The following is a 26,921-nucleotide window of genomic DNA, read 5'->3' as shown; positions in this document are numbered from 1 at the left end:
GCGCGGCCTAGAATCGGCGCGTGGGCGTGGGCGTGGGCGTGGCCGTGGCGGTGCAGGAGCGGCGGGCGCCGGTCGGGGCGCTGCTGCGGCAGTGGCGCCGGCGCCGCGGGCTCAGCCAGCTCGCCCTCGCGGTCGGGGCGGAGATCTCCACCCGGCACCTCAGCTTCGTGGAGACCGGGCGCTCCGCGCCCAGCCGGGAGATGGTCCTGCGGTTGGCCGAGCACCTCGACGTGCCGCTGCGCGACCGCAACCGGCTGCTGCTGGCCGCCGGGTACGCCCCCGTCTACTCCCACGCCCCGCTGGACTCCCCCGAGCTGCGACGGGTCCTCGACGCGGTACGCCGGGTCCTGCGGGCGCACGAGCCGTACCCGGCCGTCGCGGTGGACCGGTGCTGGAACCTGGTGGCCGGCAACGCCACCCTGCCGCTGCTCACGGAGGGTGCCGCCGCGCACCTGCTCCGGCCGCCGGCCAACGCGCTGCGGCTGACGCTGCACCCGGAGGGCATGGCGCCCCGGATCGCCAACCTCGGCGAGTGGCGGGCCCACCTGCTCGGGCGGCTGCGCCGGCACCTGGCGCTGACCGACGATCCCGAACTGGGCGCGCTGCACGACGAGCTGCGCGGCTACCCGGGCGGGCCGGCCGGCCCGGACGCGGGCCTGCCCCGCGCCGGGGACGTGGTCGTGCCCCTGCGACTGCGTCACCCGGGCGGCGAGCTGGCCTTCCTCAGCACCGTCTCGACCTTCGGCACCCCGCTGGACGTGACGGTCGAGGAGCTCTCCATCGAGTCCTTCTTCCCCGCCGACGAGGCCACCGCCGCGTACCTGCGTGCCGCCGCCCGCTGAGCGTTACCTCGCGACGGCGGCGGGAACGCGGGCGGTCGACGAAGGAGGAACTCATGACCACACCGTCGAGTCCCACCTCGGCATGGCGGCCCGGGATGCCGGGCGGCGACACCCTCCCGTCCGGTCCGGCCGGCCACCCGAGCGGCCCCGGCCACGACGGGCACGGCCCACAGACCGGTCCGCCCACCGTGACGATCGGGTCGTACCCGGACTATCCGTCCGCCCAGCGGGTCGTCGACTACCTGGCGGACAACCGGTTCCCGGTCGAACACAGCGCCATCGTCGGCACGAACCTCACCCTGGTCGAGACCGTGCTCGGCCGGATGACGACGGGGCGGGCCGCCCTGGCGGGTGCCGGCACGGGCGCCTGGTTCGGACTCTTCATCGGGCTGCTGTTCGGCATCTTCACCGCTGGCAACTGGGTCGCGGCGATCCTGGTCGGGCTCGTCGTCGGCGCGATCTGGGGGGCGGTGTTCGGCGCGGTCGCGCACGCGATGACCGGCGGGCGGCGCGACTTCACCTCGGCCAGCTCGCTGCGCGCCGGCCAGTACGCGGTGATCGTCGACGCGCAGTTCGCCGAGCAGGCGCGTCAGCTGCTCGGCCGGATGCACATGACGGCCGCACCGCCCGCCCGCTGAGGCCTCGCCGGGTCGTCCACCGACCACGACCGCCCCGGCCCCTCGTCCGGCAGCCGGCGTCCGCCCCGGCGGACGCCGGCGCCGTCCGGTCCGGCCGGCGGCGACCCCGCTCCCGACACGGGAGCACCATTCAAAGCTGAACGACACCACCGCATCGCGGGTGATCGCGCTCACGGAGCACTAGTTAAATTTTGAAATAGTGCTACTGTCATGGCGTGACCGAGAGCCTGGACAGTGCCCGACTCGCCGCCTGGCGCGCCTACATCGAGGCCAGCCAGCGGCTCTACACGCGGCTGGAGGACGACCTGCGCGCCGACAGCGCGCTCAGCTTCGCCGACTACCACGTGCTCGTCCTGCTCTCCGAGGCGCCGGGCCAGCGGCTGCGGATGGGGGAGCTGGCGGGCCGACTGGTCTTCTCGCCCAGCCGGCTGACGTACCAGATCACCACCATGCAGCGGCGCGGCCTGGTCGCCCGGGAGTCCTGTCCCGACGACCGCCGCGGCAGCGAGGCCGTGCTCACCGCCGCAGGGCTGCTGGCCCTGCGCGAGGCCGCCCCGCACCACCTGCGGTCGGTGCGCGCCCACCTGATGGACGACCTCGACGACGCCGAGGTCGCCTGCCTCACCCGGATCTTCGAGCGACTCGGCCGGCGCCTGCGCGCGGACCGCGACGCGTCGACCGCCCACCCGCACAGCTGAGGAGCCCCCGATGCCCGCCATCACCGTCGACAACGTGCTCGTCCTGCCCCGCCTGCCCAAGCTCGACGAGTCCACCGCGTTCCGCCCGGTCCGCCGGCTGACCACCGCGCCCAGCGGCTACGAGGGCGAGGGCTTCCCGGTCCGCCGGGCGTTCGCCGGCGTGCCGGTCGGCGAGCTGGACCCGTTCATCCACCTGGACCAGATGGGCGAGGTGGACTACGCCCCGGGCGAGCCGAAGGGCACGGCCTGGCACCCGCACCGCGGCTTCGAGACGGTGACCTACATGATCGACGGGATCATGGACCACCAGGACTCGCAGGGCGGCGGCGGCACGATCACCAACGGCGACACCCAGTGGATGACGGCCGCGAGCGGCCTGCTGCACATCGAGGCGCCGCCGGAGCACCTCGTCATGAGTGGCGGGCTGTTCCACGGCACCCAGCTCTGGGTCAACCTGCCCCGGGCCGCGAAGATGAACCCGCCCCGCTACCAGGACATCCGGGGCCGCGAGGCGGCCCTGCTGACCACGCCCGACGGTGGCGCGCTGATCCGGGTGATCGCCGGCGAGATCGCCGGGCACCGGGGGCCGGGCTCCACCCACACCCCGATCACCATCACGCACGTGACCGTGCAGCCGGGCGCCCGCGTCGACCTGCCGTGGCGGCCGGACTTCAACGCCCTGGTCTACGTGCTGGGCGGGCGGGGCACGGTGGGCACCGACGGACGGCCGGTGCACACGGGGCAGCTCGCCGTGCACGGCCCCGGCGACGCGCTGACCTTCGCCGCGGACGCCAGCCAGGACGGCCACACCCCGACGCTGGACCTCTACATCATGGGCGGCGAGCCGATCCGCGAGCCGGTGGCGCACTACGGCCCGTTCGTCATGAACACCCGCGACGAGCTGCTCCAGGCGTTCGAGGACTTCAAGGCCGGCCGGCTCGGTGTCGTCCCCGCCGAGCGGCTGCCGCACACCGACGGCCAGGCCCCGAGGCCCTGATCCGAGGCGCGGGCGGTGGGCGCCCCCGGCACGGCCGGATGGCGCCCACCGGCGCATCGGGACATGGCGCCCCACCGGCGCGTGCGGGCATGGCGCCCCACCGGCGCGTCGGGACGTGGCGTCAGGAGACGGCGAAGATGCCCGCGACTCCCAGGATCACCATGAGCAACACCGTCACCAGCGCGCCCCGCTCGCTCTCCACCGCCTGCTCGCGGTACTCGGTCACGGGGTTCGTCGTCTCGCCGGGCATGGTGTTGCCTCCTCGGTGTTCGCGTCGTGATCGGGCGGGCTGTCGGGGGCCGTCCGGCCGGTCACCGGAGTGCCGGCCGGGATGCGGACCCGCGACACGGGTCCTACCGTGAGGACGTTGTCGACCTCGGGGGGCTGGAACGGTGGCACCGCGCAACTGGTTCCTGAGCGCAGCCGAACGCGCCAACCCGGTGTCAGAGTTACCCGTCTGGAGCGGCGGAAACCTCGCCGAGCCGTTAATTCACGGTGCCGCGTACTTCGACCGGCTGGTCGACGAGGTCGAGGCGCTGGAGGCCGGCGACCACCTCTTCTTCACCGACTGGCGGGGTGACCCGGACCAGCGGTTGCGCCCGGACGGGCCGACCGTGGCGCAGCTCTTCGCGCGCGCCGCGCAGCGGGGCGTGGTGGTCAAGGGCCTGGTCTGGCGCTCCCACCTGGACCTCCTGGCCTACAGCGAGGCGGAGAACCGCAACCTGAGTGAGGCGGTCTCCGCCGCCGGCGGCGAGGTGCTGCTCGACCAGCGGGTCCGCCGGGGCGGCTCGCACCACCAGAAGCTGGTGGTGCTGCGGCACCTGCGCGCGCCGGAACGGGACGTCGCCTTCGCCGGCGGGATCGACCTGTGCCACAGTCGCCGCGACGACGCCGCGCACCGGGGCGACCCGCAGGCGGTGCAGATGTCCGCCCGCTACGGCGACCACCCGCCCTGGCACGACGTGCAGCTCGCGGTGCGGGGGCCGGTGGTGGGCGCGCTGGACACCACCTTCCGGGAGCGCTGGTCCGACCCGATGCCGCTGGACTCGGAGAATCCCCTCGCCTACCTGCGCGACCGGCTGCGCGGCGCGGACCTGCGGCCCGACCCGCTGCCGCCGCAGCCGGCCGACCCGCCGCCCTGCGGCCCGCACGATGTCCAGGTGCTGCGCACCTACCCGGCGGTCCGGCCCCGCTACTCCTTCGCCCCCGACGGCGAGCGCACGGTGGCCCGCGGCTACACCAAGGCGGTCCGGCGGGCCCGGCGGCTGATCTACCTGGAGGACCAGTACCTGTGGTCCAGCGAGGTGGCCGACCTGTTCGCCCGGGCGCTGCGGGAGAATCCCGACCTGCACCTGGTCGCCGTGGTCCCCCGGTTCCCGGACGTGGACGGCCGGCTGGCGCTGCCGCCCAACACCGTGGGCCGCGAGCAGGCGCTGTCGCTCTGCGAGCGGGCGGCCCCCGACCGGGTGCACGTGCTCGACGTGGAGAACCACGCCGGCACCCCGGTCTACGTGCACGCCAAGGTCTGCGTGGTCGACGACGTGTGGGCCAGCGTGGGCAGCGACAACTTCAACCGCCGGTCCTGGACGCACGACAGCGAGCTGTCCTGCGCGGTGCTGGACGGCACCCGGGACGACCGGGCGCCGACCGACCCGGCCGGCCTCGGCGACGGTGCCCGGGTCTTCGCCCGGGACCTGCGGCTGCGGCTGTGGCGCGAGCACCTGGACCGCGACCCCGACGGCGGCGAGGACGCCGACCTGATCGACCCGGCCGACGCCGTGGCGGCGATCAGCGCCGCCGCCGACGCGCTGCAACGGTGGTACGACGCCGGGCAGGCCGGCCCCCGGCCGCCGGGCCGGCTGCTGCCGCACCGGGCGGAACGGCTGCCCTGGTACACCCGGGCCTGGGCGCTGCCGGCGTACCGGCTGGTCTACGACCCGGACGGCCGGCCGCTGCGGGCCCGTCGGGCGGGCACGTGGTGAGCGCTCGGGCCTGACCGGGTGAGCCGTCAGGCGGGTACGAAGAGGGCGTCGGCCCGGCTGCGGGCGGGCCCGGCCTCGACGGGACCGGCGTCGGCGGTGTGCACCGTCAGCCCGCCGGGGTAGGCGAACGAGGCGCGCGGGGAGTAGAAGCCGAACCCGATCGTCAGCGGGTTCTCCGGGCGGAGCGCGTAGATCGGGTGGGCCGGCTCCAGGAACTCCACCGACTCGATCACGAACGGGTCGACCGGTTCGGCGACGTACGGGTAGACGGCGCTGAGCAGCTGCCCGTCGCGCGCCGTGAAGTAGCGGTGGTGGCCGCTGCTGATCGCCCGGCCCGTCTCGCCCACCTGGCAGCGGGCCCGGATCACCGGTACGCCGTCGATCTCCGTCTCGGCGACGATGTCCCCGTCGTGGCGCTCGATGCGGGTCCGGCCCACGGCGGTGGGCGCCCCCCGCGCGGCAGCGTAGGCGCGGACCCGTGCGCTACAGGTCACGTACTGCGTCCACCAGCCGCCGGGGTTCATCCCGCCCGGCGCGTCCACCCCGGCCAGCGCCACCCCGAGGTAGGTCAGCGAGTACGCGCCGAAACCGGAGGTCTGGCTCTCGTCGTCGACCACGTACTGGTTGATGAAGACCAGCCGGTCCGGGGACGGGCGCAGCCCGGCCGGGACCAGCGCCGCGACCGCGTCCGGGTCCGCCGGCAGCCAGCCGAAGTGGAGCGTGCGGCTGTTGACGACGAGATGGGGAGCGGCGGGGTCGAGCACGGCACCTCCGGAGCGGGGCGGGTACCCGCACGCTACGGCCCGTCCCGTTGACGGGACAACGACGGAAAGCCGACATTCGACGCCGGACATCGGGGGAACCGTGACCGCTCGGCCGGCCGGCCAGGGCCACCCGGATGCAGCATCGTCGATGTCCGGTGGAGCCGGCTGACCGCACGACCGACGTAAGCCGGCCCACAATCCGAGACCGGTTCGCCCGATTCACGCCGTTCATGGTGGAAAATTACTTAAGTACATCGTACTTTCGGCTAGATTTCGTCATACCGATCGGGCTAAGGTGACTCCCGAACGGACATCTGAACTTAAACCTAATCGTCACGTCTTTCATCCGCGGACGAGGTGCAGGGAGGACCACCCATGACCGCGCCAACGATCAGCGAGCCGGCGACCACGACAGCGCCGAGCACCACCACCCAGAAGCTCGACCCGCGTGCGCTCACCGACAGCGCCGCAGACCTGCTCAACGCGATGGCCGCGTTGCCGGCCGACCACCCGTCCCGCGCCGCCCTGCGCGACAAGGCGATCGAGGCCTGGCTGCCGCTCGCCAACCACCTCGCCCACCGCTACAGCGGCCGGGGCGAGCCCACCGACGACCTGGCCCAGACCGCCGCCGTCGGCCTGATCAAGGCGATCGACAAGTTCGACCCGTCCCGCGGTGTCGATTTCGCCGGCTACGCGATCCCCACCATCATCGGTGAGCTCAAGCGGCACTTCCGCGACCGCACCTGGGACATCCGGGTCCCCCGCCGGCTCCAGGAGCTGCGGCTGGCCATCTCCGACGCCAACAGCTCGCTGTTGCAGACCCTGGGCCGTTCGCCCACGGTGGCCGACATCGCCGCCCACCTCAAGCTCACCGAGGAAGAGGTCCTGGAGGGCCTGGAGGGCGCCCGCGCCTACAACGCGGTCTCGCTCTCCACCCCGACCGGCGACGGCGACCGCGCGACCGAGCTGGGCGACATGCTCGGCGGCGTGGACGGCGAGTTCGAGCTGGCCGAGCTGCGGGTCGCCCTCGGCCCGGCGCTGGCCACGCTCGACGAGCGGGAGCAGAAGATCCTCACGCTGCGGTTCTACGGCAACCTGACGCAGTCGCAGATCGCCGAGCAGATCGGCGTCTCGCAGATGCACGTGTCCCGGCTGCTGGCCCGCGCGCTGACCAAGCTGCGGGGGCAGCTCGACGGCACGTACTAGGGGTGGAGGGCGATGGCCGGGCCGGCGGGCCCGGCCATCGCCGTGTCCGGGGCGGGCGCCGCACCGCCGCAGCACGACGCCCGGGTCACCCTCCCGCAAGGGGTGACCCGGGCGTCGCCGCTCGGACGGGCGCAACAGGAGCCGTCGCTCGGACGAATGGAACCGGGCGCCGTCGTTCAGGCGGGCGGCCCGGCCGCCGTCGCCGCGCGGACGGGCTCCCGCCACATCGGCCAGAACGGCGTGCCGTCGGGCAGGTGGAAGGGCTCGGCTACCTGGTAGCCGTGCCGCGCGTACAGGTCGCGGCCGGTCTCGCTGGCCGCCTCCAGGTAACCGGGCACCCCCTCGGCGTCGAGGACGGCGTGGTGGTGCCGCAGCAGCGCGCTGCCCAGCCCCTGCCCCTGCCGGTCCGGTGCGACGGCGAGGAACGCCAGGTGGTGGTGGTCGGGGTGCGGATGGTGGGCCTCGAAGAGCTTGTCCAGGTGGGCGAACCGGTCGGTCCACTCCCCGCAGGCCGCGGCCAGCCGGGCGTCGTAGTCCGCCGGCGGCGGGGCCGGGTCGCCCACCGAGGGGAACCAGACCGCGACCCCCGCCCGGTCCGCGGTCGCGTGGACGAGGCCGTACCGCATCGCGTGGTCCACCAGGATCGCGAAGTTGCCGGCCAGCACGGACTGCCGCCGCGCGGCGTCGGGCACCAGCCACCGGGGCGCGTCGAGGGCCATGAACGCCTCGGCGATCCGGCCGGCCACCAGCGACGTCTCCTGCGGCCCGAGCCGCTCGATGCGCACCTCGCTCACCGCCGCGCCGCCGTCCCGCTCGGGACGGGCCCGCCGAGGTGGGCGGCCGGCGGCGCCGTCACCGCCACGCTCTCCGCGCCCAGACCGATCCGCGCGTACGTGTCGGGGCGGTTGCCGCGCAGCACCAGCGCCCACAGCAGGCCGAGCAGCGCGGCGACCGGGTAGACCGCCGGGACCGCCCAGCGCAGGGGCGAGTCGGGGGCCACCCCGAGCAGGTCGGCGAAGTTGACCACCGCGAGCAGGACGATCACGGCCAGGGCCACGGCGGCGAGGCCGGGGGCGACCGCGCGCCGCCACAGCGTCTCGTTGACTCCGTCGCGGGCGAAGAAGGCGATCACCGCGACCGAGGTGGTGGCGATCAGCAGCAGCACCCCGAAGCCCCCGGCGGTGCCGACCCAGTAGAACAGCTGCACCACCGGATCCCAGCCGTTGAGCGCGTAGAGCAGGATCACCACGAGGCCGAGCGCGCTCTGCGCGAGGGAGGCCGCCCGGGGCGAGCCGGTGCGCGGCGAGGTCTGCCCGAACACGGCCGGCAGCACCCGCTCCCGGCCGAGCGCGAACGTGTACCGGGCGGTGGTGTTGTGGAAGGAGATCATCGCGGCGAGCACCGAGGTCAGGAAGAGCGCCTGGCCGATGGTGACGGCGGTGCCCCCGAGGTGTGCCTCGGCCAGGTTGAAGATGAGTCCGATGCTCTGCTCGCCCGCCTCGGCGGCGATCCGGTCCGGCCCGACGGCGACGGTCATGCTCCACGACGACAGCGCGTAGATCCCCGCGATGATGGCGATGGAGAGATAGGTGGCCAACCGCACCGTCCGCCGCGGGTCCTTGCTCTCCTCGCTGAACACCACGGCGGACTCGAAGCCCACGAAGCCCAGGATGGCCAGCACCAGCACCGCGCCGGCGCCGGGCACGACGAGGTTCTCCGGTGACAGCGCGGCGAAGCTGACGTCCCCGCCGGCCGGGTGGGTCAGCTGCCCGAGGTCGAAGACCACGATCACCACCATCTCGGCGACCAGCAGCGCCGCGAGCACCAGGCCGTTCAGGTCGATGCGGAGCAGACCGAGCACGCCGACCGTCGCCCAGGCGACCAGCGCCACCACCCACCACGCCGGGGCCACCCCGAACAGGCGGCCCAGCACCGGTTCCGCGGCGGCGCCGATGGTGCCGTAGAGCCCCACCTGGAGGGCGTTGTACGCGATCAGCGCCACCCAGGCGGCGCCGACACCGGCCGGGCGGCCCAGCCCACGGGCGACGTAGGCGTAGAACGCGCCGGCATTGGCCATCCGCCGGGCCATCGCCACGTACCCGATGGAGAAGAGGGCGAGCACCGCGGCCACCGTCAGGAAGGCCAGCGGGATGCCGAGCACCCCGACGACCCCGTAGCCGGTGGTGACGACGCCGGCCACGACGGTCAGCGGGGCGGCGGCGGAGAGGACGAAGAAGATCACCGACGGCACCCCGAGCCGGCCACGGGCCAGGGCCTCGGAGACGTTGCTCGGTCGGTCGAGCGTTGGTGTCGACATGCGCGGACTCCGGTTCGAGGGGAGGGAAGGGTGGAGGGCGTCAGCCGACGCCGCGCAGCACGGCGGCGCCGACGGCGGCCTCGGTGTGCGCCACGAGTTCCCGCAGCGGCGGGGGCAGCGCCGGGATGAGCACGCCCAGCCGGTGGTGCGCCCGGGGGCCGGCGCTCCACAGCACCTCGCGGCTCAGCCCGGCGGCGACGACCAGACCCAGCAGCGTCCCGTCGGGCACGCTCGGCGGTTCCGGCCGGTCGAGCAGGGCGCGCAGCCGGGTGGCCGGCCAGGCCACCGCGTTGAGGTCGATCGGCAGGTAGCTGACGGTGGTGCGCAGCAACCGCCGGGTCTCCTGCCGGCGCAGCACCCCCGCTCTGACCAGCCGCTCACCCACCGAGGTGGTGGCGGTCTGCGCCAGGAAGCTCAGCCAGGTACGCACCGGGTGCTGCTGCGTCTCGCCGACCAGCTGGTCCAGCACGGTGTGCGCCAGCGCGTCGGCCGGCGGGCGACGGTCGAGCACCGTGACGACCCCGGCGGAGACGGTGGCGTGTCCACGTAGGACCAGTTCGCCGAGCAGCCCGCCGGCGAGGCCGAGGCCGGTCGCCGTCGGGTGCAGCTTCGCCTTGCCCCGACTGTCGTTGTGGGTGATCAGGAAGAACTCGTCGGCGATGTGCAACCGGTCCTCCCGCACGGGTTGTCCACAGTGTTCGCAACCGGGCAAGGATGCACCGGCCGTGACTGCAACGCAACTCCCGTTTATGGAAGTTGCACTCCGTGCTGGCCCCACCTGCGGATCTTGCCGTGACAGACTCGGAGGGTGACCGCGAGCCCCACCGTCCGCCGCCGCCGCATCGCCCGGGAACTCCGCCAGTTGCGCGAGCGCGCGGGCATGACCCTGGATGTCGCCGCCCGGCAACTCGACATGTCCAAAAGCAACCTGTCCCGCATCGAGAACGCCCAGATCGGCATCAAGCCGCGCGACGTCCGGGCCGCGCTGGCGCTGTACGAGGTGACCGGAGCCGACGCCGAGGCGCTCATCGAGATCGCCCGCGGGGCGCAGCAGCGCGGCTGGTGGCAGAAGTACAGCGACGTGCTGCCCGAGTGGTTCGAGTTCTACGTCGGGCTGGAGGCGGAGGCGGCGAGCCTGCGCACGTACGAGGCCGAGGCGGTGCCCGGGCTGTTACAGACCGAGGCGTACGCGCGGGAGGTCTTCCGGCGTACCGCGGGCGAGGACGGGATCGAGCGCAAGGTCGCCGCGCGGCTGCATCGGCAGAACGTGCTGCACCGCGACAATCCGGTCGAGTTGTCCGTGGTCCTCAACGAGGCGGTGCTCTGCCGCCCGGTCGGCGGCAACGCCGTGATGGCCGACCAGATGGCCCACCTCGCGAAGGTCTCTCAACTACCGAACGTGACCCTCCAGGTACTTCCGTTCTCCGCCGGCGGGCACCCGGCGATGAACGCGCCGTACGTCGTGCTGACGTTTGCCGACACCGCCGACGCGGCCGTGGTTTACCTGGAAAACCTCACGATGGGGCTGGCTCTGGAGGAGGCCGGGCAGGTGCGCGGGTATAGCCTTGTGCACGAGGAGATGTGCCGGATGGCACTCGGTCCGGAGGCGTCCCTGACCCGCCTGACGGAAGCTTCTCGTCACTTTGCGTGACCGTTGACGCGGCGCGCCGGCACAGACGGGGGTACCGCGATGAGCGCGCTCGACCTGACCCGCGCCCAGTGGCGCACCAGCAGCCGCAGCGTGGGCAACGGCAACTGCGTGGAGGTCGCCGCCGCCGGTGACCGGATCGCCGTCCGGGACAGCAAGGACCGGCCCGGCCCCGTGCTGGCCTTCCCGGCGTCGGCCTGGCGCGCCTTCGTCACCGGCGTCGACGGGGTACGCCCCGGCTGAGCCGCTCCCCGGGCGGTGCGAGACTGGGCCGTGCTCTCGGACGTGCCCCTCGACCTGCCCGTACGCCCGGTGCTGCCGGAACTGGTCGCGGCGCTGCGCGGCGCCGGCGCCGGGGTGCTGGTCGCCCCGCCCGGCACCGGCAAGACGACCCTCGCCCCGCTGGCCGTGGCCGACGAGGTCCCTGGTCGCGTGCTGGTCGCCCAGCCGCGCCGGGTGGCGGCCCGCGCGGCGGCGCGCCGGATGGCCGCGCTGCTCGGCGAGCCGCTCGGCGAGCGGATCGGGTACGCCGTGCGCGGCGAGCGGCGCAGCGGACCGCGGACCCGCGTCGAGGTGGTCACCACCGGGCTGCTGGTGCGGCGGCTGCACCGCGATCCCGAGCTGGCCGGCACCGGCGCCGTGCTGCTCGACGAGTGCCACGAGCGGCAGCTCGACGCCGACCTGGCGCTCGCGTTCGCGGTGGAGGCCCGGGCCGCGCTGCGCCCCGACCTCTGGCTGCTGGCGATGTCGGCCACCCCCGAGGCGGACCGCTTCGCCGCGCTGCTCGGCGACGGTGGCGCTCCCGCGCCGATCGTCCGGGCGTCCTCGGCCCTGCACCCGGTGACCCGGATCTGGGCGCCGCCGCCCCGGCCGGTGGCCGCGCCGGGGGCCGGCCCGGTCGACCGGGGCCTGCTCGACCACGTCGCGGCGACGGTGCGCCGGGCGCTGCGCGAGTGCGACGGTGACGTGCTGGTCTTCCTGCCCGGGGCCGGCGAGATCGGTGCCGTCGCGGGCCGGCTGGCCGACCTGCGCGACGCGGTCGCCGTCCTGCCGCTGCACGGCCGGCAGCGCGGCGCCGACCAGGACGCGGCGCTGCGCCCGGCCGACCGGCGGCGGGTGGTGCTGGCGACAGCGGTGGCGGAGAGCAGCCTGACCGTGCCGGGCGTCCGGGTGGTGGTGGACGCCGGGCTGTCCCGGGTCGCCCGGATGGACCTGGCCCGGGGCCTGGGCGCCCTGGTCACCGTCGGCGTGTCCCGGGCGGCGGCCACCCAGCGGGCCGGCCGCGCGGGCCGGGAGGCGCCCGGGCACGTCTACCGCTGCTGGTCGGCGGCGACCCACGAGCGGCTGGCCGCACAGCCGGAGCCGGAGATCGCGACCGCCGACCTGACCGGCTTCGCTTTGGAGCTGGCCGCCTGGGGTTCGCCGGACGGCGCCGGGCTGGCCCTGCCGGACCCGCCCCCGGCGGCGTCGATGACGGTGGCCCGCGACACCCTCGCCACCCTCGGCGCGCTCGACGCCGACGGGCGGATCACCGACCGGGGTCGGGCGATCGCCGCGGTCGGGGCGCACCCCCGGCTGGCCCGGGCGCTGCTCGACGGGGCCGCCCGGGTGGGGGCGGACCGGGCGGCGGAAATCGTGGCGCTGCTCGCCGAGGACACCGCCGCCGGGCCGGGCGACGACCTGACCGCCGCGTGGCGCCGGCTGCGCGCGGGCGCGGACCCGGGCGCCACCGCCCGCTGGCGTTCGGAGGTACGCCGACTGCGCGCCGCCCTGCCCGACGCGCAGTCGGGACGGCCTGACCGGGGCAGGTTGACCGACGACCTGGCCGCCGGGCTACTGGTCGGGCTGGCCCACCCGGAGCGGCTGGCCCGGGTGCGGCGGCCGGGCGGCTCGGCGTACCTGATGAGCGGCGGCACCGCGGCGGAGCTGGCGCCCGGCTCGGGGCTGGCCGGCGCCGACTGGCTGGCGGTCGCGGTGGCGGACCGCTCCCCCGGCGCGCCGACGGCCCGGGTGCGGCTGGCCACCCCGCTCGACGAGGCGACCGCCCGGGAGGCGGGCGGGCCGCTGCTGCGCACCGAGCGGGAGGTCGCCTGGGCCGGCGAGGACGTGGTGGCCCGGGAGGTGCTGCGGCTGGGCGCGATCGAGCTGGTCGAGCGGCCCCTCGCCCGGCCCGACCCGGCGGAGGTGACGCAAGCCCTGCTGACCGGCCTGCGTCGTACCGGCCTCGGCCTGCTGACCTGGACCCCGGCGGCGCGGGCGCTGCGCGAGCGGCTGGCGTTCTGCCGGCACGCGCTCGGCGGCGACTGGCCCGACGTGGGCGACGAGGCGCTGCTCGCCGACGCGCCCGCCTGGCTGGGCCCGGAGCTGGCCCGCGCCCGCCGCCGCGCCGACCTGGCCCGCCTCGACGTGGCCGGGGCGCTGCGCCGGCTGCTGCCGTGGGCGCTGGCGGCGCGGCTGGACGAGGTCGCGCCCGAGCGGATCGCGGTGCCGAGCGGATCGCGGATCCGGCTCGACTACGCCGACCCGGCAGCGCCGGTGCTCGCGGTCAAGCTCCAGGAGACCTTCGGCTGGCGGGACGCGCCGCGCATCGCCGACGGCCGGGTGCCGGTGCTGCTGCACCTGCTCTCGCCGGCCGGGCGGCCGGTGGCGGTCACCGCCGACCTGGCCTCCTTCTGGCGCACCGGCTACCCGCAGGTACGCGGGGAGCTGCGCGGGCGCTACCCGCGCCACCCGTGGCCGGAGGACCCGACCACGGCCCCGCCCACCCGGCACACCACCCCGCGCCGGCGCTGAGCGGGCTCATGTCGTCACGAGGCTCCAGAGCGCTGAACCGGCTGGTTCGCTCGTGACGCTCGCTCACTCCTGCACGACGTCGGCGACGACCACCGTGACGTTGTCGGGACCGCCGGCGCGCAGCGCCAGGTCGATGAGCCGGCGGGCGCAGTCCGCGCGGTCGGGGTGCTCGGCGAGCACCTCGGCGAGGGTGTCCGGGCGGACGACGTTGGACAGCCCGTCGCTGCACAGCAGCCAGCGGTCCCCGGCCCACGGCACCATCGTCGCGTACGCCGGGGAGACCTCCTCGCCCTGCAACGCCTGGGTGACCACGGCCCGGCGGGGGTGGCTGCTGGCCTGGTCGGCGGTGATCACCCCCTGGTCGACGAGCATCTGCACGAACGTGTCGTCCCGGGTGATCTGCTTGAGCACGCCTTCGCGGAACAGGTAGGCGCGGGAGTCGCCGACGTGGGCGAGGGCCAGGCAGCTGCCCGTCCGGGCGAAGAGCAGGGCGGTCAGCGTGGTGCCCATGCCCTGCCGCTCCGGATCCTCGGCGACCGCCTGGTGGATCCGCTCGGTGGCGAGCTGGATGCCGCTCTGCAGTGCGGCCACCAGCGCGTGCTCCGGGGTCTCCACGTCCAGCGGAGCGACCGCGTCGATGGCGATCGCGCTGGCCAGGTCGCCGGCCGCCATCCCGCCCATGCCGTCGGCGACGGCGACGAGCCAGGTGCCGGCGTGCAGGGCGTCCTGGTTTCCGCTGCGGATCAGCCCACGGTCGCTCGTTCCCACGGAACGCAGCTTCAGGGTCATGGGTGGCAGCCTGCCAGGCGGAGGGCTCAGTTGTCTCTAGGAGATCAGGACCTCGGCGCGTCGCGCGGCGAATCTCACTGTCCCGGGGGCCCGTCGGCGGGTTCACGCCATCCAGCCGGGTCGATTGACAGGTGCCGGAGGCACTGGAACCATCGACAGGACCTGGGAGCGCTCCCAGGTCGCCCACCGCCATCCCCCGTCCCCGCAGTCGTCCGGAAGGAACACCCGTGACGCCATCCCGACGTCGCCTCGCGCTGCTCGCGACCGCGACCGCCCTCGCCCTGACCGGCACCGCCGCCGGCACGGCCCACGCCGAACCGCCCCCCGACGCCCCCGAGCAGATCGACAACGGCGACTTCAGCGCCGGCGTGTCCCCCTGGTTCTCCTACGGCACCGGCCCGCTCGCGGTCACCGACGGCCGGCTCTGCGCCACCGTGCCCGGTGGCCTGGCCAACCCGTGGGACGCCGGCATCGGCCAGGACGGCGTGCCGCTGGTCGCCGGGGCCGAGTACACGCTCGGCTTCGACGTCTCCGCCACCCCCGGCGCCGCCGTCAAGGCCGTCCTGCAACTGGGCACCGCCCCCTACACCACGTACGCCAGCGTCGACGCCACCGCCAGCGGCACCGCCCAGCGGTTCGAGAAGACGTTCACGGTGCCCGAGGCGAACCCGGCCGCCCAACTGATCTTCCAGGTCGGCGGCAGCGCGGCCGAGCAGACCGTCTGCCTCGACGACGTCTCGCTGCGCGGCGGCGACCCGCCCGCGCCGTACGTGCCCGACACCGGGCCACGGGTGCGGGTCAACCAGGTCGGCTACCTGCCCGGCGGGCCGAAGAACGCCACCGTGGTCACGTCGGCGACCGACGCCCTGCCCTGGCAGCTGCGCTCCGCCGCCGGCGCCGTCCTGGCCAGCGGCAGCACCACCCCGCGCGGCGTCGACGCCGCCTCCGGGCAGAACGTGCAGACGCTCGACTTCTCGTCGTACCGGACCCCGGGGGCGGGGCTGACCCTGACCGTCGACGGCGAGACCAGCCACCCCTTCGACATCTCCGGCACCCTCTACGACCGGCTGCGCGCCGACTCCCTCCAGTTCTTCTACGCCCAGCGCAGCGGCATCGCCATCGACGGCGACCTGATCGGCGCGGAGTACGCCCGCCCGGCCGGGCACCTCGACGTGGCACCCAACAAGGGCGACACCAACGTGCCCTGCCAGCCGGGCGTCTGCGACTACTCCCTGGACGTGCGCGGCGGCTGGTACGACGCCGGCGACCACGGCAAGTACGTGGTCAACGGCGGCATCGCCACCTATCAGCTGCTGAACACCTTCGAGCGGACCCGCACGGCCGCCACCGCCGGGCACGGTGCGGCCCTCGGCGACAGCACGCTGCGGGTACCCGAGCGCGGCAACGGCGTGCCGGACGTACTCGACGAGGCGCGCTGGGAGCTGGAGTTCCTGCTGCGCATGCAGGTGCCGGCCGGCAAGCCGCTCGCCGGGATGGCCCACCACAAGATCCACGACCGGAACTGGACCGGGCTGCCGCTCGCCCCGCACGACGACCCCGAGCAGCGCGAGCTGCACCCGCCGTCGACCGCCGCCACCCTCAACCTGGCCGCCGTCGCCGCCCAGTGCGCGCGGCTCTTCGCCCCCTACGACGCGGCCTTCGCCAAGCGCTGCGGCATGGCGGCGAAGACGGCCTACGCCGCCGCCAAGGCCAACCCGACGCGGTACGCCAGCCCCGCCGACAGCACCGGCGGCGGCGCGTACGACGACACGAACGTCACCGACGAGTTCTACTGGGCCGCCGTCGAGCTCTTCCTGACCACCGGCGAGCAGCCGTACCTGGCGGACCTGACCGCGTCGCCGCACCACACCGGCAACGTGTTCGACCCGCGCGGCTTCGGCTGGCAGGGCGTCGCCGCCCTGGGCCGGCTCGACCTGGCCACCGTGCCGAACGGGCTGCCGGCCGCCGACCTGGCCCGCGTCCGCGCCTCAGTCACCGCCGCCGCCGACGCCCACCTCGCCGAGGCCGCCCGGCAGGCGTACGGGCTGCCGATGCCCGGCGACCCGGACAGCTACTTCTGGGGCGGCAACAGCAACATCATCAACAACGCGGTCGTGCTGGCCACCGCCTTCGACCTGACCCGCGACGCGAAGTACCGCGACGGCGCGGTGCAGGCGATGGACTACGTCCTCGGGCGCAACGCGCTGAACATCTCGTACGTGACCGGGTGGGGCGAGCACGCGGCCGAGAACCAGCACAGCCGGATCTTCGGCCATCAGCTCGACCCCGACCTGCCGAAGCCGCCCGCCGGCTCGCTGGCCGGCGGCCCGAACGCCGCCCTCCAAGACCCGTTCGCCGCCAAGCTGCTCGCCGGCTGCAAGCCGATGTTCTGCTACGTCGACGACATCAACTCGTACGCGACCAACGAGGTCGCCATCAACTGGAACTCGGCGCTGGCCTGGATCGCCTCGTTCCTGGCCGACCAGGGCGACTCGAGGGCGGTGCCGGCGCCCACCTGCGCCGCCACGTACACCAACTACGGCACCTGGGAGGGCGGCACCGGGTTCACCGCCCAGGTGACCATCCGCAACACCGGCACCAGCGCGATCGACGGCTGGGCGGCCCGCTTCGCCTTCACCGGCGACCAGAAGGTACGCGAGGCGTGGCTGGCCAAGGCGACCCAGGCGGGGGCCACGGTCACCGCGAAGAACGAGTCGTACAACGCCAGGATCGCCCCGGGCGGCACCGTCACCTTCGGCTTCAACGCGGTGACCGGCGGCGGCGCCAACCCGGCACCCGGCCTGATCACCGTCAACGGCGCGGCCTGCACGCTCTCCTGACCGACCCCTGGTCCGGCGTGCCCCGGCGACCCGTCGCCTCGGCCGCACCGGCCCGGATCGTCCCAGGTGACGAGCGCGCCGCCCGCGTAACGGCCTCCCCCGGGGTCCCCCGGGGGAGGCCGCCACCCGGGTCCGGCCGCGACGCGGGCCGTGCGGCCGGCAGCCGCCGAATCCGGTGGACGGCGTCTCGGGGCGTACGACAGGGTGGCCGGCATGGACGACGCGGAGCGGCGGGTCTGGTCGCGACTGCCCGACGGCACCCGAAGCGCCCTGGCCGGCCTGAGCCCGGCGGACCTGCGCACGCTGCTGCTGGCGGTGGCCCGGGACCGGGCGGCGGCGGTACGCCCCGCGGACCTGGTCCGCCGCTGGCGCACGGACCGCTTCACCCGGCCGGCGGCGGCCGACCCCCGCGCGCTGGCCGCCGTCGAGGCCCGCCTGTGGGAACTGCTCCCGGCGGAGTTCGCCGGCGTCGACCTCTCGCCCGTCGCGCCGCTCGGCACCTGCTCGGTCGTCACGCCGATGAGCCAGAACCGCATCGTCACCACCTTTCGCGCCACCGAGGTGCTCAGCGACCCCACCAACGCGCTCGCGATCGAGGCCGCGGTACGCCGCCGCGAACAGCCGGCCGGCGGCACCGTGCATCTGGCCGCCTGCCACCGGGTGCTGCGGGCGCAGGACTTCGGGCCGACCCGGTCGGCGCACTTCCGGCTCTTCACGCTGGTCTCCAGCGCCCGCGACACCGGCTCGGGGCGCACCGAGGCACGGCTGCTCACCCTGCACCTGGCGTACTGGCGCACGGTGCTCGCCACCCTGCTGCCGCAGTCGGCGGCGGCCCGGGTTCACCTGACCGTGCTGGACAGCCCCGTCGTCGGGGAACGGATCGCCGACACCGTCCGGCCGGCGCTGGGCCCGTCGGGCGTACCAGTGGTGGACGAGCCGGAGCGTCGACGCGGCCGGGGCTACTACGTCGACGCGGCGCTACGAATAACCGCCGGCGAGGTCGCACTCGGCGACGGCGGCTTCACGGACTGGACCGCCAGGATGACCAGCGACGCCAAGGAACGCTGCCTGACCTCCTGCCTCTCCACCGAACCCCTAACCCTCTTCACCCCCTGACCCCCTCCCGCCCCACCCCACCCCGTCCCGTCCCGCCCGTCCCGTCCCGTTGATCATGCAGTTGTGGTGGGGGACGTGCCCTGGATCGCACCTTTTGCGGGGCGCCACAACTGCATGATCGGCGCCGTAGGGGCGGCGGGGGCGGGGGCGGGTGTAGGAGCATGTCCGTCATGACGGACCAGCGGAGTCCTGGGCTGCGGCCCGGCGGGCCCAGCGACGCGGCCGCCGTGCTGCGGCTGCTCGACGACGCCACCGCCTGGCTGGCGGCGCGGGGTCGCACCGGTCAGTGGGGCACCGAGGCGGCCTCGACCGACCCGCGGCGGATAGCGCAGGCCGAGGCCTGGGCGAGCGGCGGCGGGCTGTGGCTGGCGACGCTCGCCGACCGGCCGGTCGGCGCACTGGTGGTGGGTACGGCAACCGAGTACGTGCCACCCGCCACCGAGCCCGAGTTGTACGTGAACCTGCTGGTCACCGACCGCGCGCACGCCGGGTCGGGCATCGGCGGCCGGCTGCTGGCGCACGCCGCGGAGCTGGCCCGGGAGCGCGGGCTCGGCCTGCTGCGGGTGGACTGCTACGCGGGCGACGACGGCGCGCTGGTCCGCTGGTACGAGCGGCAGGGCTTCACCGCCACCGACCCGTTCACGGTCGAGCGTCCGGGCCGCGACCCGTGGCCGGGGCAGGTCCTCGTCCGCCGCCTGCCCTGAGCCGCTCGCCCGTCGACACGGCGCGTCCCGACAACGGCGCGGGCCGCCACCGCTCAGCCGGCACCGCGCAGGCCCGGCACGGGACCGCTCAGCCGGCGCTGCGCAGCTTCGGCAGCACCTCGGCGCCGAACGCGTCGATGAAGTCCCGCTGCTCCTGCCCGACGTGGTGCAGGGCGATCTGGTCGAAGCCCAGCTCTAGGTACTCCTCCAGCCAGCCGACGTGCCGGCCGAGGTCGGCGGAGACGTTCACGACCTCGTGGACCTTCTCCATCGGCACGTCCCGCGAGACCACGTCGAAGTGCTCCGGGGTCTCCAGGTCCCAGCAGACCGGCGGGGCGAAGACGTTGCTGCGCCACTGGTCGTACGCGAGCCGTTCGGCCTCGGCCTGCTCCGGCGCCCAGCTCACGTGCACCTGGAGGTGCAGCGGCCCGCGCCCGCCGGCGTCCCGGTACGCGTCGATCATCTGCCGCAGGTGCGCGGTCGGGGCGTTCACGGTGATCAGCCCGTCCGCCCACTCGGCGCACCAGCGGGCGGTGGCCACGCTGACCGCCGCCCCGATCAGCGCCGGTGGTTCCTCCGGCCGGGTCCACAGCTTCGCCCGGTCCACCCGGACCAGGCCGTCGTGGCTGACCTCCTCGCCGGCCAGCAGCGCGCGGATCACGTCCACGCACTCGCGCAGCCGGGCGGTGCGGACGTCCTTGCGCGGCCAGGCGTCGCCGGTGATGTGCTCGTTGCTCGCCTCGCCGGTGCCGAGGGCGGCCCAGAACCGGCCCGGGTACATCGCCCCGAGGGTGCCGATCGCCTGGGCGATGATCGCCGGGTGGTAGCGCTGCCCGGGGGCGTTGACCACCCCGAATGGCAGGTTGGTGGCCTGGAGGGCGGCGCCGAGCCAGGACCAGGCGAAGCCGGACTGGCCCTGCCGCTCGCTCCAGGGTGCGAAGTGGTCCGAGGACATGGCGGCGTCGAAGCCGGCCCGCTCGGCGTGGATCACCGCCTCCAGCAGGGCGCGGGGATGGATCTGCTCGTGGGACGCGTGGAAGCCGAACACCGTCATGGCGTCACTCCGTACCCACGACGGCGTCCGGCTACGCCGATCAAGCCGGGCGGGGCTACTCCGCGTGCGCCCCGGCGCCGGCCGAGGCGGCCCCCTCGCCCACCCAGACCGTCTTGGTGTTGCAGAATTCCCGCATGCCGAGCGCGGAGAGCTCGCGGCCGTAGCCGGAGTTCTTCACCCCGCCGAAGGGCAGTTCCGGGTACGACGTGGTCATCCCGTTGACGAAGACGTTCCCGGCGTCCAGGTCGGTGGCGAAGCGCTCCTGCTCCTCCGGGTCGCGGGTCCAGGCGTTGGACCCCAGGCCGAAGGAGGTGCCGTTGGCCACCTCGATCGCCTCGTCGTACGACGACACCCGGTAGAGGCCCGCGACGGGCCCGAAGACCTCCTCGGACCACATGCGCATCTCCGGCCTCAGGTCGGTGACGACGGTCGGCGGGTAGAACCAGCCGGGGCCGGCGGGCAGCTCGCCGCCGCAGAGCACGGTGGCGCCCTTGTCGACCGCGTCCCGCACCTGGGCATGGATCTCGTCGCGCCCGCCCTCGCTGGCCAGCGGGCCGACGTCGGTGTCGGAGTCCATCGGGTCGCCGACCCGCAGCGCCGACATGTTGGCGGCGAACTTCTCGGCGAAGGCGTCGAAGACGTCGGCGTGCACGATGAACCGCTTGGCGGCGATGCAGGACTGGCCGTTGTTCTGGCAGCGGGCGGTGGTGGCTACCTCGGCGGCCCGGTCCAGGTCGGCCGACGGCATCACCACGAACGGGTCGCTGCCGCCGAGCTCCAGCACGGTCTTCTTCAGCTCCCGGCCGGCGATCTGGGCGATCGACCGGCCGGCGCCCTCGCTGCCCGTCAGCGTCGCCGCGCGTACCCGTGGGTCGCTGAGCACCTGGTCGACCTCGGCCGAGCCGACCAGCAGGGTGGTGAACGCCCCCTCGGGGAAGCCCGCGCGGCGGAACAGGTCCTCCAGCAGCAGCGCTGTCTGCGGCACGTTGGAGGCGTGCTTGAGCAGCCCGGTGTTGCCGGCCATCAGGGCGGGCGCGGCGAACCGCATCACCTGCCAGAGCGGGAAGTTCCACGGCATCACCGCGAGCACCGGCCCGATCGGCTGGTAGCGGACGAAGGCCCGGGTGGCCTTGACCGCTCCCGCGTCGGCGGGCTCGTCGGCGAGGAACTCGGCCGCCTTCGCCGCGTAGAAGCGGCAGGCGGCGGCGCACTTCGTGACCTCCGCCTGGGCCGAGGCGTACGTCTTGCCCATCTCGGTGGTCATCAGCCGGGCCGTCTCGTCGCGCTCGGCCTCCAGCAGGTCGGCCGCCGCGTTCAGCCAGCGTCCGCGCTGGTCGACGGTGGTGCCGCGCAGCTGGCGGTACGCCAGGTCGGCCCGCTCGATCGCGGCGTCGATCTGCTCCGGCGACATCGGGTCGTAGGTCTTGAGCGTCTGTCCGGTGGCGGGATTGGTGGTCGCGATGGGCATCTCGTACTCCTGTCACTCGAAGAGTGAGTGGCGGGCTCCCGGCTCCTCCCGGCGGCGGGCGGCGCGGCGGCGCTGGATGATGACTAGGTCGACCACGGCGACCACCGCGAAGACCACGCAGAGCACCCCGAGCCACACCAGGTCGGCGTTGAACGCCAGCACAGCGAAGACGGTCATGGTCACCAGCCCGAACCCGGCGAGCAGGAGCCGCATGTTGAGCGCGCTGTAGGCGTGGCCGACCGTGCCACGGGCACGCCGGGGCTGCGATCTCGTCATTGCACCGACCTACCCCCGATCGACCCGCTTAACCCGCCCCGGCCGGTCAGCTCCCCCGGGCGCCCTCGTCGGTGCGCCAGGCGCCCCGGGCCGCCGCGTCGGCGGCGTAGGCCGTGAAGTCCTTCGGCGCCCGCCCCGTGACCTGCCGGACGGTGTCGGTCGGCTCGGCGTCGCCGAGCTCCCGCAGGGCGGCGAAGGCGCGGATCTCCGCCTCGATCTGCGCGGGCGGGAGGCCCAGCGGGGCCAGCGCGGCCCGGTAGTCCTCGGCGGCGCCCAGGTGGCGGACCGGGCGCCCGGCGGCCCGGGCGACGATGTCGGCGGCTTCGCCGAAGGAGAGGGCGCGGGGCCCGGTGATCTCGTGGACCCGGCCGTGGTGGCCCTCGCCGGTGAGCGCCGCCACGGCCACCGCCGCGATGTCGTCGGCGTCGACGAAGCCCTGGCGGGCGTCCCCCACCGGCACGGCCACGGCGCCGGCGAGCACGGCGTCGCGGAAGACGCCCTCGTCGAAGTTCTGGTCGAACCAGTCCGGCCGGAGGATCGTCCACTCGACGCCGCAGTCGCGCACCAGCGCCTCGGCGGCCAGCAGCCGCTCGTCACGCATCGCCTCGATCGCCCGGCTGGACAGCAGGACGATGCGTCGCACGCCACCCTCCACGGCGAGTCGGACGAACGCCGGGTCGACCGGCACGTCGTGCGGGGCCATCAGGTAGAGGCGGGAGGCGCCGGCCACGGCCGGCTCCCAGGTCGCCGGCAGGGCCCAGTCGAAGCGGACGGTGCCCCGGCGCGACGCGGCCCGGACCGGCAGGCCGGTGTCCGACAGCCGGCGCGCCACCCGCCGGCCGGTCGAGCCGGTGGCGCCGAGCACGAGGATGTCGTCTGCACTCATGGGCCCAGTCGACCACCGACCTCCGACAGTTTTCCGGCGCGTGGACCGGTCGACCGCCACCCTGCCGGTCGACCCCGTCGGCCCGACCGCTCGTCCGCGTCGGCCGCGCCGTCAGCCCTGCCGGTGGGCCGCGTCACCCCGCTGGTGGGGTGCGTCATACCGGTGGCCCGTGAGCCTGTCGAACCGGCTCCCAGCGGAGAGGATGGCCGGTATGACGATGACCCACGCGCTGCCGGTGACCGTCGCCGTCGCCCGGCGCACCGACCCCGCCCGGACCAGCGAGATGGTGGCCTGGATGCGGGCCGGCACGGCGCTGGCCGAGGCGTTCCCGGGGTTCCTCGGGTCCGGCTGGGTACGCAGCGCGCCCGGCTCCGGGGAGTGGCACATCATCTACCGCTTCGCCGACCACGACACGCTGCGCCGCTGGGAGGAGTCCCCGCAGCGGCACTGGTGGCTCTCCTCGGCGCAGGGCATCGTCGAGCACACGCGGGTCGAGCGGCGTACCGGCGTCGAGGGCTGGTTCGACCCGCCGCAGGAGCACGTGGCGCAGACCGTGCCGGTCAGCGCCGAGCCGACGGTCCCGCCGCCCTCCCCACCGCGCTGGAAGCAGGCGGTGACGATCTGGCTGGCGTTCTTCCCGCTCAGCCTGACCGCGACGCTGCTCACCAGCCGTTTCCTCCCGGACGTGCCGCTGGCCGCCCGGGTGCTGATGATGACCCTCACGCTGACCCCGCTGATGACCTACCTGGTGCTGCCTCGGATCACCCGGACCCTGCACTGGTGGCTGCACGGCCAGCCCGCGCCCTGGCGCGCCGACCCCCGCCTGGCGCGCTGACCCCCGCCCGACGCATCGATCCGCTAGCATGCGAAGCCGCGCCGGAACAGCCCTCTGCCGCATTGTCGACAGCGGCGGGTCGCCTCACCGGGGCCGCGCTTAGAGTTACCGCGCTGTCGCTCTCCGCTGCGGGACTGGGGATGGTATGCCTCGACGCTGGGTCACCGTGGCCGCCTGTCTGCTGGCGCTGGTCGCGCTCGCCTGCGAGGGCGGCGGGGAGCCCGGCTCCCGCCCGCCGCGGGAGACCCCGTCGCCCGGCTCGCCCGGCGGCATCGCGGCCCTCGGCGACTCGATCAGCACCGGCTTCGGCTCCTGCCTGGTGCTCGTCTCGTGCGAGCGCAACTCGTGGTCCACCGGCGACGGGCTGCGCGTCGACAGCCTCTACCGGCGGCTGCTCGACCGGAACCCGGCGATCCGGGGCAGGGCCCACAACCACGCCAGCCCCGGGGCCCGCGCGGCGTCGCTGGAGGGGCAGGCACAGCGGGCGGTACGCGACCGCGTCGACCACGTCACCGTGCTGATCGGCGCCAACGACGTGTGCCGGGGCGGCATCGAGGCGATGACCCCGGTGAAGCAGTTCCGCGCCGAGGTGGACCGCGGCCTGCGGGTGCTGCGGCAGGGGCGACCGAAGGCCCGGGTGCTGGTGGTGAGCGTGCCCAACCTGCACCGGCTCTGGGAGGTCGGGCACACCGACGCGCGGGCGGTACGGGCCTGGAAGCGGGGCGTCTGCCCGGCGCTGCTGGCGAATCCCACCTCGACGGAGCCGCTCGACCGGGCCCGCCGGGCGGCCGTGCGGGAGCGGATCGCCGACTACAACGCCCAGCTCGCCGCCGCTTGCAGGGCGTACGGCTCGCGCTGCCGGCACGACGGCGGGGCGGTGCACCGGGTGCGGTTCGACCTGGAGCTGGTCAACCCGCTGGACTGGTTCCACCCCAACGCCGCCGGGCAGGACCGGCTGGCCGACGTGGCGTGGCGCGCCTCGGGCCTCGGCTCCTGACCCTGCCAGCCGACCGCACGCCCACAGGGGCGGGCGGACGGACGGGCGGCGGGTGGCGGCCGGCGTCAGGGCCGGCGGGGTTCGGGGACGGTCGGTCCGCCGTGCTGGCGGTAGAGGGCGTGGGAGCGCACGGCGAGATCCTTGGTGGCCGACGAGTTGGCCCAGGTCCCGAGCACGATCGCCGCGCCGGGCACCACCTTGGCGAAGACCCGCTTCGCCGCGCGCACCCCGGCCATCTGGGCCAGCCGCACGCCGAGGCGCAGCATGACCTTGCCGAGCGGGTTCTGCCCACCGCTGCCGAAGAGGGCCCCGGCGCGCTCCCGGCCGGCGGCCACCCCGAGCGCGAGCCGGGCACTCTCGGCGACCTTGTGCACCTTCTGCAGCACCAGCAGGTCGGCGGCCCGGTCGCCGTGCAGCGGGTCGACCCCGTACGCGGCGGCGACGTGCAGCACCATCCGGGCCTGCGTCCAGGCCAGGATCCCCACGTCGATCACGGCGCCAGGCAGCCCGGCGGCGCCCGACACCGCGCCGGAGAGCCGGGCGTGGTTGACGAACTTGCGTACCGCCTGCTCCGCCAGGGCCTCGGCGGGGATGCCGGGCTGCTCGGCCCGGGCCCGCGCGGCCCACTGCGCCGCCTCCGGCCCCAGCCGGCGTACGGCCTCCAGGGCGAGGTGCTCCGGGGCGTACTGCGGGTCTTCCCGCATCCGGTCCCAGAGCTTCAGCGGCGGCGCCTCGGTGGCCTCCTGCGTCGGTGCCGGAACCACGGCCGGCGGCTGCGGTCCTCCGGCGACGTGCTGGTCGTCGGCGGGCGCGGGATCGGTCACAGGGTCTCCCGGGGGTCGGAGAGGTCGGCGGTGACGGGTCAGCGGCGGTTCTGGAGCTTGGCCGCGAGACCCCGGAGCTTCTGCTGGGTGCCGGGCTTGGCCAGCTCGCGACGGCCACGGTCGACCATCTGCTGGCCCTTGGGCGAGCGCAGGAAGGTGCTGATCCGCTGCATCAGTGACATGTCGTCCTCCAGTCGGTGGTGCCTGCTCCATGTGTACCTCGGAGTGACAACCCATGTACCCCGGATGCCCGAACCGCAACCGTCCACTGTGGCTGATGTAAGCCTACTGCCCGGCCTCCAGGCAGGCGGCGACGACCTTGGTGGCGCGCCACTCGTGCTTGGCGTAGTGCTCCGGGTAGGCGGAGATCTGCACCGCCTGGGCGGCGTCGGTGAGCCGCATCTGCTGCCAGCCCGGCACCCGCGCCAGCGCCGAGAGGAACTGTCGGGTGGCGAACTCCGGGTCCATCAGCTCACCGACCTTGCCCCAGCCGCTGCTGGAGCGCTGCTGGAACAGCCCGACCGAGTCGTGGTCCCACCCGATGCCCTGGTGCGGGTACTCGCGGGACTCGGGGAGCACCCCGCTGGCGACGTTGTAGAGGTTGCTCTCCTGCATCGCGGTGGCGACCGCGATCACCAGCGCGCGCCGGGGCATCCCCATCTCGCGCCCGGTCCGCACGATCTCCTCGGCGTTCTCCATCTGGGCGTTGTCGAGCCCGACGACCGGGGCGGGATCGACCGGCTTGCGGGTGGTCCTCTTCGGCGCCGGGGTGGTGGTGTCCGGATCGGCGGCGCGGGTCGGGCTGGCGGAGGCGGCGACGCGTTCCACCTTGCGGGAGGCCGGGTCCGGCTCGGCGCGCTCGGCGAGCGCGGAGGGGGCGGCGGCGGGGGCCGGGTCGGCGGAGTCGTCCCGCGCGCCCTGGGCGACGGCGGTCAGGCCGAGGCAGCACAGCACGCCGGTGGCGAGGGCGATCCGGGCCCGGGCGGGCCCGCGGGTCAGCAGATGGGCGTACGCCCCGGCGGCGCGGACGGCGATTGACCGAACGTACGAGGGGGTATCGTTCGAACGGCCAACCGGGTCACCGGGGGCGATCTGGTCGTCGAGGGTGCGGTCGTCACGCATCAGCCGAGGCTAGGCAGGCCCACACGCCGATCACCCCGGGTGATCTCGTGGCTTTCCTCACGATTTGGGCTGGGCCGGGTGGACACCCCTGCCGCCCCGGGCAGCCCGGGGGACGGACCTCGCGG

General features: G+C 74.7%; 27 protein-coding genes. 14 read left to right on the top strand and 13 right to left on the bottom strand.

Features of this window, described 5'->3' with window-relative positions:
• Positions 1 to 20 precede the first annotated feature (20 nt).
• The 4 genes from EV374_RS15625 to EV374_RS15610 all read left to right on the top strand — a co-directional run bounded on the left by EV374_RS15625 (position 21) and on the right by EV374_RS15610 (position 3,175).
• Complete coding sequence (locus EV374_RS15625; RefSeq protein ID WP_486485780.1) at positions 21 to 842, top strand: helix-turn-helix transcriptional regulator; 822 nt, start codon at positions 21 to 23, stop codon at positions 840 to 842.
• Between the two features lie 53 nt (positions 843 to 895).
• Positions 896 to 1,480: a general stress protein gene (locus EV374_RS15620; RefSeq protein WP_132235938.1), complete on the top strand. Its 585-nt coding sequence runs from the start codon at positions 896 to 898 to the stop codon at positions 1,478 to 1,480.
• A gap of 215 nt (positions 1,481 to 1,695) precedes the next feature.
• Complete coding sequence (locus EV374_RS15615; RefSeq protein WP_132235936.1) at positions 1,696 to 2,178, top strand: MarR family transcriptional regulator; 483 nt, start codon at positions 1,696 to 1,698, stop codon at positions 2,176 to 2,178.
• 10 nt (positions 2,179 to 2,188) lie between these two features.
• Positions 2,189 to 3,175, top strand: coding sequence for a pirin family protein (locus tag EV374_RS15610; protein ID WP_132235934.1), 987 nt, complete (start codon positions 2,189 to 2,191; stop codon positions 3,173 to 3,175).
• A gap of 121 nt (positions 3,176 to 3,296) precedes the next feature.
• On the opposite strand, the gene EV374_RS33450 is transcribed toward EV374_RS15610, so the two are convergent.
• Positions 3,297 to 3,425 (bottom strand): hypothetical protein, encoded by a 129-nt coding sequence (locus EV374_RS33450; RefSeq protein WP_255474758.1) that lies wholly within the window; start codon positions 3,423 to 3,425, stop codon positions 3,297 to 3,299.
• A gap of 142 nt (positions 3,426 to 3,567) precedes the next feature.
• Between EV374_RS33450 and EV374_RS15605 the strand changes: the two genes are divergently transcribed.
• Positions 3,568 to 5,157, top strand: a complete 1,590-nt coding sequence (locus EV374_RS15605) for a phospholipase D-like domain-containing protein (protein WP_132235932.1) — start codon at positions 3,568 to 3,570, stop codon at positions 5,155 to 5,157.
• Positions 5,158 to 5,183: 26 nt separating this feature from the next.
• Here the strand turns inward: EV374_RS15605 and EV374_RS15600 are convergent, their stop codons facing one another.
• Entirely contained in the window at positions 5,184 to 5,921 is a 738-nt protein-coding gene (locus EV374_RS15600) for a hypothetical protein (protein WP_207914209.1), read from the bottom strand.
• A gap of 375 nt (positions 5,922 to 6,296) precedes the next feature.
• Here EV374_RS15600 and EV374_RS15595 point away from each other — a divergent pair, with 375 nt between their 5' ends.
• Positions 6,297 to 7,127, top strand: a complete 831-nt coding sequence (locus tag EV374_RS15595; protein ID WP_132235930.1) for a SigB/SigF/SigG family RNA polymerase sigma factor — start codon at positions 6,297 to 6,299, stop codon at positions 7,125 to 7,127.
• Between the two features lie 176 nt (positions 7,128 to 7,303).
• On the opposite strand, the gene EV374_RS15590 is transcribed toward EV374_RS15595, so the two are convergent.
• Genes EV374_RS15590 through EV374_RS15580 form a run of 3 tightly spaced genes read right to left on the bottom strand, consistent with a single transcriptional unit; the run spans position 7,304 to position 10,126 of the window.
• Positions 7,304 to 7,921 (bottom strand): GNAT family N-acetyltransferase, encoded by a 618-nt coding sequence (locus tag EV374_RS15590; protein WP_132235928.1) that lies wholly within the window; start codon positions 7,919 to 7,921, stop codon positions 7,304 to 7,306.
• Positions 7,918 to 9,444, bottom strand: a complete 1,527-nt coding sequence (locus EV374_RS15585; RefSeq protein ID WP_132235926.1) for an APC family permease — start codon at positions 9,442 to 9,444, stop codon at positions 7,918 to 7,920. The genes EV374_RS15590 and EV374_RS15585 overlap by 4 nt, the downstream gene beginning before the upstream one ends.
• A gap of 40 nt (positions 9,445 to 9,484) precedes the next feature.
• Complete coding sequence (locus EV374_RS15580) at positions 9,485 to 10,126, bottom strand: GOLPH3/VPS74 family protein (RefSeq protein WP_132235924.1); 642 nt, start codon at positions 10,124 to 10,126, stop codon at positions 9,485 to 9,487.
• Positions 10,127 to 10,252: 126 nt separating this feature from the next.
• Between EV374_RS15580 and EV374_RS15575 the strand changes: the two genes are divergently transcribed.
• Genes EV374_RS15575 through hrpB form a run of 3 tightly spaced genes read left to right on the top strand, consistent with a single transcriptional unit; the run spans position 10,253 to position 13,885 of the window.
• Positions 10,253 to 11,095: a Scr1 family TA system antitoxin-like transcriptional regulator gene (locus tag EV374_RS15575; protein ID WP_132235922.1), complete on the top strand. Its 843-nt coding sequence runs from the start codon at positions 10,253 to 10,255 to the stop codon at positions 11,093 to 11,095.
• Positions 11,096 to 11,134: 39 nt separating this feature from the next.
• A complete protein-coding gene (locus EV374_RS15570; RefSeq protein WP_132235920.1) occupies positions 11,135 to 11,335 on the top strand; it encodes a DUF397 domain-containing protein in 201 nt (66 codons plus the stop codon).
• A gap of 30 nt (positions 11,336 to 11,365) precedes the next feature.
• Positions 11,366 to 13,885 (top strand): ATP-dependent helicase HrpB, encoded by a 2,520-nt coding sequence (gene hrpB, locus EV374_RS15565; RefSeq protein WP_132235918.1) that lies wholly within the window; start codon positions 11,366 to 11,368, stop codon positions 13,883 to 13,885.
• 63 nt (positions 13,886 to 13,948) lie between these two features.
• On the opposite strand, the gene EV374_RS15560 is transcribed toward hrpB, so the two are convergent.
• Entirely contained in the window at positions 13,949 to 14,674 is a 726-nt protein-coding gene (locus EV374_RS15560; RefSeq protein WP_132235916.1) for a PP2C family protein-serine/threonine phosphatase, read from the bottom strand.
• 227 nt (positions 14,675 to 14,901) lie between these two features.
• Between EV374_RS15560 and EV374_RS15555 the strand changes: the two genes are divergently transcribed.
• The 3 genes from EV374_RS15555 (at position 14,902) to EV374_RS15545 (ending at position 19,334) form a co-directional block, all read left to right on the top strand.
• Positions 14,902 to 17,514 (top strand): glycoside hydrolase family 9 protein, encoded by a 2,613-nt coding sequence (locus tag EV374_RS15555; protein ID WP_132235914.1) that lies wholly within the window; start codon positions 14,902 to 14,904, stop codon positions 17,512 to 17,514.
• 213 nt (positions 17,515 to 17,727) lie between these two features.
• Positions 17,728 to 18,630, top strand: a complete 903-nt coding sequence (locus tag EV374_RS15550; protein ID WP_132235912.1) for a hypothetical protein — start codon at positions 17,728 to 17,730, stop codon at positions 18,628 to 18,630.
• Positions 18,631 to 18,800: 170 nt separating this feature from the next.
• A complete protein-coding gene (locus EV374_RS15545; protein ID WP_132235910.1) occupies positions 18,801 to 19,334 on the top strand; it encodes a GNAT family N-acetyltransferase in 534 nt (177 codons plus the stop codon).
• Between the two features lie 88 nt (positions 19,335 to 19,422).
• Here EV374_RS15545 and EV374_RS15540 read toward each other — a convergent pair whose 3' ends face one another.
• Genes EV374_RS15540 through EV374_RS15525 form a run of 4 tightly spaced genes read right to left on the bottom strand, consistent with a single transcriptional unit; the run spans position 19,423 to position 23,018 of the window.
• Positions 19,423 to 20,388: a TIGR03885 family FMN-dependent LLM class oxidoreductase gene (locus tag EV374_RS15540; RefSeq protein ID WP_132235908.1), complete on the bottom strand. Its 966-nt coding sequence runs from the start codon at positions 20,386 to 20,388 to the stop codon at positions 19,423 to 19,425.
• 55 nt (positions 20,389 to 20,443) lie between these two features.
• Positions 20,444 to 21,856, bottom strand: a complete 1,413-nt coding sequence (locus tag EV374_RS15535; protein WP_132235906.1) for an NADP-dependent succinic semialdehyde dehydrogenase — start codon at positions 21,854 to 21,856, stop codon at positions 20,444 to 20,446.
• A gap of 12 nt (positions 21,857 to 21,868) precedes the next feature.
• Positions 21,869 to 22,132 carry a DUF6343 family protein gene (locus EV374_RS15530; RefSeq protein ID WP_121395528.1) on the bottom strand — a complete coding sequence of 88 codons (264 nt, stop codon included), beginning with the start codon at positions 22,130 to 22,132 and terminating at the stop codon, positions 21,869 to 21,871.
• A 46-nt stretch (positions 22,133 to 22,178) separates the two neighbouring features.
• Positions 22,179 to 23,018, bottom strand: coding sequence for a Rossmann-fold NAD(P)-binding domain-containing protein (locus tag EV374_RS15525; RefSeq protein WP_132235904.1), 840 nt, complete (start codon positions 23,016 to 23,018; stop codon positions 22,179 to 22,181).
• A gap of 211 nt (positions 23,019 to 23,229) precedes the next feature.
• Between EV374_RS15525 and EV374_RS15520 the strand changes: the two genes are divergently transcribed.
• Positions 23,230 to 23,853 carry an antibiotic biosynthesis monooxygenase gene (locus EV374_RS15520; RefSeq protein WP_132235902.1) on the top strand — a complete coding sequence of 208 codons (624 nt, stop codon included), beginning with the start codon at positions 23,230 to 23,232 and terminating at the stop codon, positions 23,851 to 23,853.
• Positions 23,854 to 23,998: 145 nt separating this feature from the next.
• A complete protein-coding gene (locus tag EV374_RS15515) occupies positions 23,999 to 24,850 on the top strand; it encodes a GDSL-type esterase/lipase family protein (protein ID WP_132235900.1) in 852 nt (283 codons plus the stop codon).
• 65 nt (positions 24,851 to 24,915) lie between these two features.
• Here EV374_RS15515 and EV374_RS15510 read toward each other — a convergent pair whose 3' ends face one another.
• From EV374_RS15510 to EV374_RS15505, 3 genes are all read right to left on the bottom strand, one after another.
• Positions 24,916 to 25,674 carry an EcsC family protein gene (locus EV374_RS15510; RefSeq protein WP_486485779.1) on the bottom strand — a complete coding sequence of 253 codons (759 nt, stop codon included), beginning with the start codon at positions 25,672 to 25,674 and terminating at the stop codon, positions 24,916 to 24,918.
• A 38-nt stretch (positions 25,675 to 25,712) separates the two neighbouring features.
• Positions 25,713 to 25,856, bottom strand: a complete 144-nt coding sequence (locus tag EV374_RS32575; RefSeq protein ID WP_165947802.1) for a hypothetical protein — start codon at positions 25,854 to 25,856, stop codon at positions 25,713 to 25,715.
• Positions 25,857 to 25,959: 103 nt separating this feature from the next.
• The gene (locus EV374_RS15505) at positions 25,960 to 26,796 is read right to left on the bottom strand and encodes a peptidase M23 (RefSeq protein ID WP_132235898.1); all 837 of its coding nucleotides are present in this window, start codon (positions 26,794 to 26,796) and stop codon (positions 25,960 to 25,962) included.
• Positions 26,797 to 26,921 lie beyond the last annotated feature (125 nt).

The organism is Micromonospora sp. CNZ303, assembly GCF_004345505.1.
The sequence above is the reverse complement of the archived record's forward strand: the minus strand, read 5'-3'. Positions and strand labels throughout refer to the sequence as shown.

What these genes read in the sequence shown, in the direction of transcription:
- EV374_RS15595 (WP_132235930.1), top strand. Translation starts at nt 6,297, where the DNA reads ATGACCGCGCCAACGATCAGCGAGCCGGCGACCACGACAGCGCCGAGC.
- EV374_RS15545 (WP_132235910.1), top strand. Translation starts at nt 18,801, where the DNA reads ATGACGGACCAGCGGAGTCCTGGGCTGCGGCCCGGCGGGCCCAGCGAC.
- EV374_RS15550 (WP_132235912.1), top strand. Translation starts at nt 17,728, where the DNA reads ATGGACGACGCGGAGCGGCGGGTCTGGTCGCGACTGCCCGACGGCACC.
- EV374_RS15530 (WP_121395528.1), bottom strand. Translation starts at nt 22,132, where the DNA reads ATGACGAGATCGCAGCCCCGGCGTGCCCGTGGCACGGTCGGCCACGCC.
- EV374_RS15610 (WP_132235934.1), top strand. Translation starts at nt 2,189, where the DNA reads ATGCCCGCCATCACCGTCGACAACGTGCTCGTCCTGCCCCGCCTGCCC.
- EV374_RS32575 (WP_165947802.1), bottom strand. Translation starts at nt 25,856, where the DNA reads ATGTCACTGATGCAGCGGATCAGCACCTTCCTGCGCTCGCCCAAGGGC.
- EV374_RS15515 (WP_132235900.1), top strand. Translation starts at nt 23,999, where the DNA reads ATGCCTCGACGCTGGGTCACCGTGGCCGCCTGTCTGCTGGCGCTGGTC.
- EV374_RS33450 (WP_255474758.1), bottom strand. Translation starts at nt 3,425, where the DNA reads ATGCCCGGCGAGACGACGAACCCCGTGACCGAGTACCGCGAGCAGGCG.
- EV374_RS15540 (WP_132235908.1), bottom strand. Translation starts at nt 20,388, where the DNA reads ATGACGGTGTTCGGCTTCCACGCGTCCCACGAGCAGATCCATCCCCGC.
- EV374_RS15535 (WP_132235906.1), bottom strand. Translation starts at nt 21,856, where the DNA reads ATGCCCATCGCGACCACCAATCCCGCCACCGGACAGACGCTCAAGACC.
- EV374_RS15620 (WP_132235938.1), top strand. Translation starts at nt 896, where the DNA reads ATGACCACACCGTCGAGTCCCACCTCGGCATGGCGGCCCGGGATGCCG.
- EV374_RS15570 (WP_132235920.1), top strand. Translation starts at nt 11,135, where the DNA reads ATGAGCGCGCTCGACCTGACCCGCGCCCAGTGGCGCACCAGCAGCCGC.
- EV374_RS15560 (WP_132235916.1), bottom strand. Translation starts at nt 14,674, where the DNA reads ATGACCCTGAAGCTGCGTTCCGTGGGAACGAGCGACCGTGGGCTGATC.
- EV374_RS15585 (WP_132235926.1), bottom strand. Translation starts at nt 9,444, where the DNA reads ATGTCGACACCAACGCTCGACCGACCGAGCAACGTCTCCGAGGCCCTG.
- EV374_RS15525 (WP_132235904.1), bottom strand. Translation starts at nt 23,018, where the DNA reads ATGAGTGCAGACGACATCCTCGTGCTCGGCGCCACCGGCTCGACCGGC.
- EV374_RS15505 (WP_132235898.1), bottom strand. Translation starts at nt 26,796, where the DNA reads ATGCGTGACGACCGCACCCTCGACGACCAGATCGCCCCCGGTGACCCG.
- EV374_RS15520 (WP_132235902.1), top strand. Translation starts at nt 23,230, where the DNA reads ATGACGATGACCCACGCGCTGCCGGTGACCGTCGCCGTCGCCCGGCGC.